At 45.2% G+C, this 12,281-nt stretch carries 10 protein-coding genes; 8 read left to right on the forward strand and 2 right to left on the reverse strand.

Translation table 11 applies throughout. The features are described 5' to 3' along the window. The first annotated feature begins 17 nt into the window (after positions 1 to 17). Positions 18 to 1,676 (forward strand): ABC transporter substrate-binding protein, encoded by a 1,659-nt coding sequence (locus M3629_RS07250; protein WP_251503564.1) that lies wholly within the window; start codon positions 18 to 20, stop codon positions 1,674 to 1,676. 118 nt (positions 1,677 to 1,794) lie between these two features. Here the strand turns inward: M3629_RS07250 and M3629_RS07255 are convergent, their stop codons facing one another. Further along, positions 1,795 to 2,937 (reverse strand): glycosyl hydrolase family 8, encoded by a 1,143-nt coding sequence (locus tag M3629_RS07255; protein ID WP_251503567.1) that lies wholly within the window; start codon positions 2,935 to 2,937, stop codon positions 1,795 to 1,797. 291 nt (positions 2,938 to 3,228) lie between these two features. Between M3629_RS07255 and M3629_RS07260 the strand changes: the two genes are divergently transcribed. The 7 genes from M3629_RS07260 (at position 3,229) to M3629_RS07290 (ending at position 10,521) form a co-directional block, all read left to right on the forward strand. After that, complete coding sequence (locus tag M3629_RS07260; RefSeq protein WP_251503570.1) at positions 3,229 to 4,512, forward strand: SGNH/GDSL hydrolase family protein; 1,284 nt, start codon at positions 3,229 to 3,231, stop codon at positions 4,510 to 4,512. A gap of 56 nt (positions 4,513 to 4,568) precedes the next feature. Next, entirely contained in the window at positions 4,569 to 5,336 is a 768-nt protein-coding gene (locus M3629_RS07265; protein ID WP_251503573.1) for an alpha/beta hydrolase, read from the forward strand. Between the two features lie 40 nt (positions 5,337 to 5,376). After that, positions 5,377 to 6,009, forward strand: a complete 633-nt coding sequence (locus M3629_RS07270; protein ID WP_090915975.1) for a glycoside hydrolase family 11 protein — start codon at positions 5,377 to 5,379, stop codon at positions 6,007 to 6,009. A gap of 94 nt (positions 6,010 to 6,103) precedes the next feature. Continuing rightward, the gene (locus M3629_RS07275) at positions 6,104 to 6,946 is read left to right on the forward strand and encodes a formylglycine-generating enzyme family protein (protein ID WP_251503576.1); all 843 of its coding nucleotides are present in this window, start codon (positions 6,104 to 6,106) and stop codon (positions 6,944 to 6,946) included. 250 nt (positions 6,947 to 7,196) lie between these two features. After that, complete coding sequence (gene bglS, locus M3629_RS07280; protein WP_251503579.1) at positions 7,197 to 7,910, forward strand: beta-glucanase; 714 nt, start codon at positions 7,197 to 7,199, stop codon at positions 7,908 to 7,910. 181 nt (positions 7,911 to 8,091) lie between these two features. Further along, positions 8,092 to 8,664, forward strand: a complete 573-nt coding sequence (locus M3629_RS07285) for a hypothetical protein (protein ID WP_251503582.1) — start codon at positions 8,092 to 8,094, stop codon at positions 8,662 to 8,664. A gap of 219 nt (positions 8,665 to 8,883) precedes the next feature. Beyond that, on the forward strand, positions 8,884 to 10,521 hold the full coding sequence (locus tag M3629_RS07290; RefSeq protein WP_251504621.1) for an extracellular solute-binding protein: 1,638 nt from the start codon (positions 8,884 to 8,886) through the stop codon (positions 10,519 to 10,521). Positions 10,522 to 10,638: 117 nt separating this feature from the next. On the opposite strand, the gene M3629_RS07295 is transcribed toward M3629_RS07290, so the two are convergent. Beyond that, complete coding sequence (locus M3629_RS07295) at positions 10,639 to 12,279, reverse strand: response regulator (protein ID WP_251503605.1); 1,641 nt, start codon at positions 12,277 to 12,279, stop codon at positions 10,639 to 10,641. Between the last annotated feature and the right edge of the window lie 2 nt (positions 12,280 to 12,281).

The following is a 12,281-nucleotide window of genomic DNA, read 5'->3' on the forward strand; positions in this document are numbered from 1 at the left end:
GTTCAATTACAACTTTCATGAGGGAGAGGATTTTATTGAGGAAAATAAGTGCATCGATACTTGCTTGCGTGTTGCTTCTTACGTTGGTACTTGCAGGCTGCTCGTCTTCGGAAAAAGGCAGTGGTGAAGTGGACGCGAACGGAAAAGTCCCGATGAATGTATTTGTGCACCAAGGGTCGGATATGAACCTGGCTACCAATAAATTTACCAAGAAAATGGAGGAAAAGTTCAATATCAAGTTCAACTGGACGACAGTTCCTTTTGATGGAGCAGCTGAAAAAAGACAGATATCCCTGGCTTCCGGGGACTATCCGGACCTGTACCTGCTCATCCCTTGGGTAGATCGTTTCTCACAGACTGACTTGTTGAAGTTCGGGCAACAGGGTGTGATCCTGCCGCTGAATGATCTGATTGATCAGCATGCGCCTAACATCAAGAAGGTGCTCGATAGCAATGATTACTACAAAGCAATGAATACCGCACCTGACGGTAAAATCTATGGACTGACCGGGCTAAATGAGTGTTTCCACTGTTCGTATCCAAACAAGATGTGGGTGAATACCAAATGGATGGAGCAGCTGAATATCAAAGAACCAACAACGACAGAAGAGTTCCGGGAAATGCTGAAAGCGTTTAAAACGAAAGATCCGAACGGAAACGGCAAGGCAGATGAAGTACCGCTGAGTGGTTCTACGGAGAACTTTGGTGTACACATTATTCCCTATCTGATGAATGGTTTCATCTATGACGATGACCGGAATTACCTCATCCTGAATCAAGGCAAAGTTGAAACGGTAGCGAATAAACCGGAGTGGAAAGAAGGTCTTACGTACATCAAATCCTTATATGATGAAGGGTTGATTGATCCGGGTGCTTTTACGCAGAATGTAGGTGCCTTCAAGAAAATTGGAGACAATGCTGACGCGCAGCTTCTGGGTGCAGGAGCGGCTATGCATCCATCCTTGTTCGTAACCACGGCTGAAGGGTCACCGTACGGCAATGATTACAATCCGATCCCGCCATTAAAAGGGCCAAATGCTGAATATGCTTCGTACAACTATCCGGTCGATCCTGGTGCAACATTTGTACTGACCAACAAAGCCAGTGAGCAAACGCAGATTACAGCCATAAAAATGCTGGATTACTTCTATACCCAAGAAGGAGCTATGGCTTCATATCTGGGCGAAGAAGGCTTAAGCTGGCGCAAACCGGAAGAGGGAGAAGTGGCTCTGAATGATCAGGTACAGCCGCTCTATAAAGCGATTCCGCTTCCATCCGGGGAAGAACCTCGTAATGACAGCTGGGCTGCATTAAGCCAGTACAATCATCACCGGGCATATCGCGATGCAGAAGTACAGGGAACAGACATCTATGCCGATGACGGGTATGAACGTCGTCTGTACGAAGCAACACTGTTGATGGAAGGTAAAGAACCTAAAGAGGTTTTCCCGCATTGGGCATTGTGGGTTGATCCATCCCTTGCGGATGAAACCAGCATGATGCAAACCAATATCAAAGATTATATCGACCAGAATGCACTACAATTCATCACGGGAGCAAAGAGTTTGGATAAAGACTGGGATGAATATGTGAAAGGACTGGAAGGGCTGAATATGAATCGTTATCTGGAAATTATGCAGTCCGCTTATGATGCTTCATCCGTATCATCCAAGTAAAAAACAGAAGCAAGACGGACCTTACTCGTGGAATGCGATGGGGTCCGTCTTTTGTCGTCTTCGCGTCTATATCGCAATCCGAAAGAAAGCCGATGCAGCAATTTTTTTGAAAATACTCTTAATACATCCTGTATCTTCCGCTTAATGCAAGCATGGTGAAGAAATAAAGACAGTTATCATAATAACGACGTTTACCCTGGCGGAGAGGGGTGTTCCAGAATAACCGCACAAAAGCATCGGCATGTGGGCCATCTGCTGCCAGTGAAGCCATTGCGTTCGTGGCCAGCAAACCTATAGGATGCAGTGCGGGTTCGTCAAAAGGCTCCCCTTCAATCGTATACCGGCGATAATCCGCTACGTCGATATCACTGAAAAAAGCCTGTATGCGGTTCGATTGCTGCACTTGCCAAGGGTCTTTACCAAACCATGCCCAGTCTAATGCGATATTGGCTGCTACGCGGTAGGCATCACTGTAAAAATGCCTGAAATCCCCATGCGGCTGAATCGGAGCAGGAGAGCCGTCATAATTCGCATATTCAGGCGAAAGTCCGGTTACCGGATGACAGGCTGTATGCAGATAAGCCCGGCTTGCTTCGGCAGCTTCTTTCCAGAATGTCTGATCTGCTTCATTGGCGTACTTGGCAAACAGTTCGTAGAAATGAGGAAGATGATAGGAAGGATCACTAAAAGGAGTCTCGGGTATGAACTTAATCAACTTGTTGCTCGGCTCCCACATGGGATTACCTTCTCCTTGTTCTCCTTGATGCACACACGCATGAAGGATCTTCCGGGCTTGAAATGCATAGTCATAAGGTGTAGGTCCGTCGCCCCAGCGATTACATGCAAAGAACAGAGCCATAGCAAAAAACTCTTCACCATCAGGAGCTGGTCCTGGAGAGAGCCGTGTACCGTCCGGCTTGCAATGCCATGCAAAATAATCCTTATATCGTCCTTCCGTGTGTTGCATATATGTCACTGCGTAATTCCACAAACGGTCAAATTCCTCTTTCTTGTCCATCTGTACAGCCATCATCATGCCATAGGACATACCTTCGGAACGAACATCGTCGTTACCAGTGTCCAGCATATAAGCTTTGTCTTCGCCAACAGGATAGTAAATTCGTGTATGTTCGTCTCCATAGAACAGATCATTCCAAGTCTGTTCCAGTCTTGCGTTGATTTCTTCTTCGCTATACCCCGATTGTTGAAAAAGATTGACATATGTACCGGTCTCATAAGTGCCTTTTCCTGTGATATTCATGACTTCCTCCTTCAAACATACTTATATATGCAAGTATATCATTCGTAATACTACTCAAATTAAAGCGTTTACATGGAAAATTATAGGTGTGATATACCATCTATTTCCATTTAGCGATATGGATGATATATTTAGTCAAGTCCTATAGTTTATCAGGTTGTTGTTAAATTATGTAAGCGCTACACTCGGAGAGAAGAAACCGCCTGATATCGACATCAGTCAAGTCCAGGTTTCTTCACATGGCAATACTCAGAGTGTAAATTTTCGCTGGAAGGTTGGTGAGGATGTAACATGCTTGGCGATTCAGGAGATGTAGATGAGAATCAAGGAACCCATGCGCCACGTGACCCCGTAGGAGTTACCGTTTCATCATTTGAGGCTGAATTTGATTATAACTCTCCGACTTATCTTGACATGATCGACAGATCACTACTGAATTTAGGGAACAACGTCAGATTAAAGAGAGCAATCGAAAAAGCCAAACGTGGTGAACCTGTTGTCCTTGCTTTTATTGGGGGATCGATTACTCATGGCGCTGGTGCGACACCCATTCATCTCCAAAGTTATGCCTACCACACCTATGAACATTTCAAAGAAATGTTCGCTTCGATGGACAGCGATGCAGTTCAGCTGATCAAGGCGGGTGTAGGCGGGACGCCTTCGCAACTTGGCGTCATTCGTTATGAGCGGGATGTGCTCCGGGATGGCAGCGTGCAGCCAGACATTGTCATTATCGAGTTTGCGGTAAACGATGCTGACGATGAGACACGTGGAAATTGTTACGAAAGCTTAGTGTTGAAAGCGCTTGCTTCGGGTAACGAACCAGCAGTCATCCTGCTTTTCAGTGTGTTTAAAAATGATTGGAATCTTCAGGACCGTCTCGCTCCTGTGGGCATTCATTATGATCTGCCGATGGTGAGCATGAAGGATGCTCTTGTAGAGCAATTTCAGAAGTCGAAAGATGAAGGTGGCGTTATAACTAAAGAGCAGTACTTCCATGATATCTATCATCCCACGAATGTGGGACATCGGATTATGGCGGACGCACTGGGGAATTTGTTTCGTGTTACAGATCGTTCAAATCTCGATCAGAAAGAAGATGAATTAACGGAGTTACCGATTATTGGAAATGATTATATGAATGTCAAACTGTTGGATCGGAAAAACGGGGAACAGATTGCCCGGATTGAATCAGGGAGCTTTTGTCTCATCGATACAGAGCTGCAGATGAGCGAGATGGACGATCATGATTATGGTACACCGATTTTTCCGAATAACTGGATGTATGCTCCTGGTGAAACAGCAGATGACAATGGTTTCAAGCTGCATTTGCGGTGCAGCCGGCTCATCCTGATCTTTAAAGACTCGGACAGTGATAAGTTCGGAACGGCCCACATTAAAGTGGATGGGGAACTTGTCAAAGAGGCTGATCCGCACCAAGTGAACTGGACTCACTGCCATGCCATGCTTCTATTTAGTAACAAAGAAGCGGGGAAACATGTTATCGAGATTGACATGGCGCCTGGACAGAAGGACAAGCAGTTCACGATTTTGGGGTTTGGTTACGTTGATTAGCGGAAATATGATTTGAGGTTTAGAGGACCTTGCTAACCGTGAAGGGAGTAAAACGAATGATAGCTTCAGCATCTGCTGGTTTTGACCAGTATCGTGATAACATAACACGCGGCGTAGTTGAAACGATAGAGTATGATTCCAAGACGGTTGGCAACGTGCGTAAAGCGATGGTATATACGCCGCCTGGCTTTTCTTCGGAGCTTACCTATCCTGTATTCTATCTGCTGCACGGAATTGGAGGGGATGAGAAGGAGTGGCACACCTATGGCTCTCCGGCAATCATCCTGGACAACCTCTATGCCGATCATCTCATCCAGCCAATGATTGTTGTTTGTCCTAATGGGCGTGCAATGTCTAATGATCTTGCAGAAGGCGACCTTTTTGATCCTGAGAAAATTCGGGCATTTGAACACTTTGAATCGGATCTCATTCAGGATCTTATCCCGTACGTGGAGTCCCGTTACCCGGTAGCTCAAACGAGGGACAAAAGAGCCATTGCCGGCTTGTCCATGGGTGGAGGACAGTCTTTAAACATTGGACTACGTAACCTGGATCATTTTGCATGGGTTGGTGCTTTTTCAGCAGCACCGAACACCAAAGCGCCGGATGTTCTTGTTCCAGACCCGGCTAAAGCGACATCACTTCTGTCATTGCTCTGGGTGTCTTGTGGTGATCAGGACAATCTGATTCAGATTAGTGTTGATGTTCATGAGTATATGAAACAGCATGGCGTACCTCATATTTGGTATGAAGAAAGCGGAGGGCACGACTGGCCCGTGTGGAAAAATGATCTGTATCTTTTTTCCCAGCGCCTCTTCAGGTAAGTGAATTACAAAAAATAAAAATATCAGGAGGTTTTTCCCTATGTTCAAATTCAGCAAAAAATTGTTGACGGTTGTTCTTGCAGCTTCTATGAGTTTTGGTGTATTCGCCGCTACGACAGGTGCTACAGATTACTGGCAGAACTGGACAGATGGGGGAGGCACAGTTAATTCCGTGAACGGTGCCGGCGGAAACTACAGTGTCAGCTGGCAGAATACCGGAAACTTTGTTGTAGGTAAAGGCTGGACATACGGCTCACCTAATCGCGTAGTTAACTACAACGCAGGGGTGTTCGCACCGTCCGGTAACGGATACTTGACATTCTATGGTTGGACCCGAAATGCGCTAATTGAGTACTATGTGGTAGATAACTGGGGGACATACCGTCCAACTGGAACATACAAGGGCACAGTGAACAGTGACGGTGGTACCTATGACATCTACACAACGATGAGATACAACGCTCCATCTATTGATGGGTATTCAACATTCCCGCAATACTGGAGTGTGAGACAATCCAAACGTGGAATCGGTGTGAACTCTCAGATTACGTTCAGAAACCACGTTAATGCTTGGGCGAGCAAAGGTATGAATCTGGGTAGCAGCTGGTCCTATCAAGTGATGGCGACTGAAGGATACCAAAGTAGCGGTAACGCCAACGTAACGGTTTGGTAATCGCCATTCCATTTCGTTTTCCATGCTAGATTCAAGCAAGACAGGTCTACGGATCTGTCTTGCTCTCAATTCCCGTCTTAAAGGAGACTTCCAGATGAGAAAGTGGATGGTATTTCTGCTCATCGCAGCTGTTGTTGGATTAAGTGCTTGTTCGACAGGTGGCAGTACAACCGTGAGCGATGATCTTGTATTGGTAGAGGGTGGAGCATTTAAGAGCAGTAAAACCAGTTATAGCGGCAAAGATATCACACTGTCTGACTTTTATATCGGCAAATATGAAGTAACCCAGAAACAATGGGCTGACGTTATGGGAGACAATCCCTCTGGTTTTAAAGGTGAAGACCGGCCTGTTGAAAGGGTGAGCTGGTACGATGCAATCGAATACTGTAATGCACGTAGCATGAAGGAAAATCTCAAACCGTATTACACCATTGATAAAGAAACGATGGATACGAATAATAAGAATGAAAACGATAATGTCAAATGGACTGTAACCATCAATGAAGACGCGAATGGATATCGGCTGCCAACGGCAGAAGAATGGGAATATGCCGCAAGTGGCGGACAAAAGAGTGAGAATTTTACTTATAGCGGAAGCAACAATCCAGACGAAGTGGCGTGGTACTGGATGAATGCCGGTGAAAAACCGTTAACAGGAGACTGGAACTGGCCCGCTATTGAAAACAATCGGAATCAAACCAAGCCAGTCGGTCAGCAGAAGGCCAATGAACTAGGCATTTATGATATGTCTGGTAATGTGAGAGAATGGTGCTGGGACTGGCACAGCCACCCGGAAACCCCGGATAACACTTGGAGAGTCAGCAAGGGAGGCGGCTGGGTCAGCAGTGTAAATACAGAAGAGATTTCATATCCAGGAAAATTCGATGCGAATGGCCTTGGTCCCGATCAGGGATTGCGAGTCGTACGTAGTAAATAACGAGGCCCGTTCATTTAAAATGGGCCTTTAGGCATTTCGCCTGGCAAAGGGAAACAATCTTAAAAAATGAATATGAGTTCTTTAAACTTTGCTATAGTTCGTCCATTATGTAGCATATAAAATGGAAATACCAACCAATGTAAGCGCTTTACAAAATGAGTGAATCGATTAACTGGCTGTTGAATCTAAGAACGAAAAGGAGTTGTGTTCATTTGTTTACATGGTTGGAATCAAAGGTGGAGGTGTATTGATGAAGAGGAAGACATGGTTCACATTAATGGTATCGGGAGTGGTTTCATTATTTGTTTCGGTAAGCGCTTTCGCGGGATGGGTGTTTTGGGAACCACTAACGTATCACAATGCAAGTACCTGGCAGAAGGCGGATGGGTATTCCAACGGTTCCATGTTCAATTGTACGTGGCGGGCGAATAATGCTAATTTTACGAATGATGGCAAGCTGCGGTTGAGTCTGACAAGTCCTTCAAACAACAAGTTTGATTGTGGTGAATATCGGTCAACGAATACTTACGGGTATGGTCTGTACGAAGTAAGCATGAAGCCTGCTAAAAATACAGGAATTGTATCTTCTTTTTTCACCTACACAGGTCCTGCACATGGCACACAATGGGATGAGATAGATATCGAGTTCCTTGGCAAAGACACAACGAAAGTCCAATTCAATTATTATACGAACGGCGTTGGAAATCATGAGAAAATCGTAAATCTGGGCTTTGATGCGTCCCAGGGATTCCACACGTATGCGTTTGATTGGCAGCCAGGTCACATTAAGTGGTATGTCGACGGTGTGCTTAAACATACGGCTACAACCAATATTCCGAAAACACCGGGTAAAATTATGATGAATATCTGGAATGGAACTGGTGTGGATGGCTGGCTGGGGTCATATAATGGTGCTAATCCATTACATGCCGAATATGATTGGGTGAAATATACAAGTAATTAACAGAAGCACACGGACATTTACAACTAGCGCAATAAACTGAATGAAACAGAGGAGCGGATTACTTCCGCATTCCTCTGTTTTTTATGTTTATTTTCATGCTTTACAGAACAAACGAAACGTAAGATGATGAGGGAAAAGGGTGAAAATGAACTCCGCATAGAGAGGGTGGAAAAACATGAACATGAGTAACAACAACGATACCAATAACAATCAATCACCTGAGCAGTTTATCGAACTGTTGGGTCAACCATATGATGCCAAGCAGATACAAGCCTTACTAGAACCCTTCGGTGTAAAAAGAATAGCGAAGCCAGACGGTCCTTTTCAGGATGACATCATCTGGTCTGTTAAAGCATCTGTGCGTATTGATGTGTATCGCTCCCCCAAAATCAATACGTTAACCGGACGTGATGATCTCCCTGCGGATGAGTGGATCATTGGAGCGATTTATTTTCTTGCACCGGGTTCGGACGATCGAATTAAAAAACCGTTTGCCGGGCAATTGCCCAAAGGCATAACGATGAATGCAACACCTGACGAATGGATTGAAGTATATGGTCAACCGGATATCTATGAGCAAGGTGACTGGATTGGCGGCAGTGGCCCTTATCTGGCTTGGCGTAAATCCGACATCAATATTTCAGTTGAATATGAAACGGATGAGGACAGCAGTGTGATCACATGTGTTAAGTATTGCTTAATTGGCTGTATGGGCGCTTGGAAGAGTGATTACCCGGAAGTGTTTTCCCCCTAATTAACAAGAGAGACAGAAGTAAGACATTGTACTAATGCAACATATGTATTCACTTTTTAATATCCTAAATAAATACAATAAATGTTGCAATATTAGTATGGGCATCCATATGGTTCATTCATTATGATGGACTCTGTAGACAACATCACTACATACAGGGGGACACACAAGTTGAGAACAATCAGGAAAAGAAAGATTGGCGGTTTGGCTTTGGCCGGAATGTTGGCGCTTACAGCAGTTCTGAGCGGGTGTAACAGTGGAGCAAGTAAAGAGGTCGCACCGAGCACACCGAGTACTGCACTGGAATTGAAGGACGGGAAGTATGATCCACCCGTAAAACTTACTTATTTACGTCCTTGGGGACCCGAAATCAAATTCAAATCTGGTGAAGATCAGGACAATAACGTGCACACGAAATGGGCAAAAGACAAGCTCGGCATTGAATTGAAAAATCAATGGGTGTCACCATCCACCAACAACGCGTTTGAAACGAAGCTTCGTCTTTCACTGGCTTCCAATGCAGAAATGCCGGACATCATCTCGTATCGCGGTGACTTCAATCTGGCACGTGAGCTGATTGAAACGGGCAAGTTCGTCGATGCTGGAGAATTGTTTGACAAATACGCAAGTGATACCTGGAAAGCTGCCGTGAATGAAGATCCTTCCGTATGGTATCCGTACATGCAGGATGGTAAACGGATTGGTATTCCGATTCTGGATTACTCCTACAACAGTGATCCAGTGATGTGGATTCGCGAGGATTGGATGAAGAAGTTTAATCTGAAAGCACCCGAAACGCTGGCTGATCTTGAAGTGATCATGGAAACGTTTACGAATAAAGACCCAGATGGCAATGGTAAAAAAGACACCTACGGTCTGACCATCGGTTTCAAAAACTGGCTCAGCACATGGATGTCTGATGCTGGTTGGGTCTTCGGAGCCTATGGCACGATGCCAAATCAGTGGAATCTGAACGCAGAAGGCAAACTGGAGTATGGCTCTGTAAATCCAGGAGCAAAACAAGCTTTGGCAACACTGGCTGACTGGATGAAAAAAGGATACATTCCAGAAGAAGCCGGGGTCTATGATGAAACCAAAGCAGCAGAAGAGTTTACAGCAGGTAAAGCAGGAATTGTTGTCGGACCTCACTGGATGCCGTCATGGCCGCTCGAAGATGTGAAGAAAAACAATCCGGAAGCGGAGTACAAAGCTTACCCGATTCCATCTGGACCTGATGGCAAAGCAGGCAGACGCGGTACCGCGAACGACAACGGTGTAATTCTGATTAACAAAGATATGAAGAACCCGGAAGTCTTTTTCACATATCAAAACTATCTCTTTGATCACTATGCAAATCCAAAAGCAGGTGATGAATTCGAACACGGCTTCGCTGAAGGCTACGACTGGGCAATGAAAGACGGCAAAGTAACAACGGATGCTAGTGTGACAGGCGGTTATGCACCTGAGAAATACACATTAACGTTTGACGGTGCACGTATCCCGAGTCTGAACATGACTACGCTTGCGAAGTTTGCTAACGGTGAAGAAGCTACAACACCTTTCGAGAAAAAACTCAAGTCTGGTGTACCAGCACCAATGGTGGAAGCGGCGAAGATTGTTCAGGATCAAAAAGATATCGCATTAAAACAGATGTTCACAGGTGCACCAACGATGTCCATGCAAATGAACAACGACATCTTAACCAAAATGGAGAAGGACCTGTTCTCACAAATCATCTATGGTAAAGCTCCGGTTGATGCTTTTGATACGTTTGTAGAGAAATGGAATTCTTCCGGTGGAGATCAAAATACGAAGGAAGTTAATGAGTGGTACCAATCAGTTACTAGCGGAAAGTAAGTACGAGCGTAGTGACTAAATCTTATCCGTTATTTCATTCTAACGAAGCTGCTAAGGCAGGTAGAAAACTACAAAGAAAAGGCCTTGCTGGAAACATTCCAGCGAGGCCTTTTTGCTTCACACCGGCAGATTCTCTCTATATTCCTGCGGTGTCAGATCGTAAAACTTTTTGAATACCCGAATAAAATACGCCGTGTTGTTGTAGCCCACAAGCTCCGCAATTTCGAATACCTTGGCGCTTGAGGAACGCAAATAGTAAGCTGCTTTTTCCATCCGTAAACGATAGACATAGGCTGTCAGCGCTTCTCCAGTCTCCGCCTTATACACTTTGGAAAGGTACACCGGGTGCAGGTGGACATGTTCGGCAATAGCCGGTAAGGATACATCGGAAGCCAGATGCAAATCCACAAAGCTTTTGACACTGCGAACGATGGTGCTGTGATTATCCTTAAGCTCCTGTTCTGCGTCTTCACTGATGGAATGAAGTGTGCGGATCGACCAGTCTTTCAACTGCTGGGCGGTAGCATAGCTTGGAGACTGAAAGTATTTATACGTTTCGGCAGGAAGGACAGAAGAGATCTGTTTTCCGTTCTTGTGGATGATATAAGCAAAGGCTCCAGCCAAAGCATGATAAACCTCAATCGTTGTTTCCGCGATATCATGATGTTGGGCCGATTCGAGCAATTCTTCGAAAATGATCTCAATCTTCTGTTCCACATCGTCAAAGCGACCAGCTTCGAGAAGACTAATTAGGGTTGGGGGTTTGTACAGAGAGCGGATGGCAGGAAGGGGATGTACATCCTTATCATCTGATGCCGTAATGAACAAGCCCTGAGCATGTCCCATACGCTTCCGCATGGATCTGACAGCACTCTCATAAATCTCTCCAATCTCATTAGGAAACTTGCCCCAGTGAGAGACTGCGATTGAAATAGCCCCTTTTAAGTATAACTGAACGTTTGTCTGAATTTGGGCAGCGTAATGTTCCAGCAAAGCTTGAGGTTTCTCCTCTTTGCTCACATTATGCATACCGCCTTTTTTGACACTAACCAGTACAACCAGATAATCATGGACATCCCGCGTATGCCACATATGAAAATGGTGCTGCGTCACCTCGCTGATAATGTTGCTAATGGCATACTGCATCAGCGAAAGATCATGGTCAGCCATCTCGGATAGATGCTCTTCCATTCGAATGACAAGCATGCCCAGCTCCTCACCGACCGAGTAGGGCAGATTTAGTAATTCCAGCTTGTCCGCGAGTGCGGAGGAGGTATAGGTTTTTCCTGTCAGCAATTCATGAAGCATCGTAGATTGCAATAACGGCAAGTTATCCTGGAATGCATGTAAGGCACGTTGATAGGAGGCCGCCGCTTCCCATTTTTGCTTGATCCGGTCAACGAGTCGCTGTACGGTTTCAATCAGATCTTCATCACTTACAGGTTTCAGCAAATAATCAAAGCTTTCCTGAGCCATCGCTTGTTTGGCGTATTCGAAGTCGGCAAAGCCAGAGAGTAAAATCGTCTGCACATGCGACCATTTTTCGTGAATTGCCGTGATTAATTCAATACCGGACATCTCCGGCATGCGAATGTCAGTGATTACGATATCAATATCATGATTCTCCATAATTTCCAGCGCTACGGCACCTGACAACGCTTCGTGTACAGTGCCGATTCCGCAGCTTTCCCACGGAATGGTCTCCGCCAGCGTTTCTACTACCGAACGTTCATCATCAACTAACAAAATTTGTAACATGT

It is taken from the genome of Paenibacillus polysaccharolyticus (genome assembly GCF_023714295.1).
Classification (GTDB): domain Bacteria; phylum Bacillota; class Bacilli; order Paenibacillales; family Paenibacillaceae; genus Paenibacillus; species Paenibacillus polysaccharolyticus_A.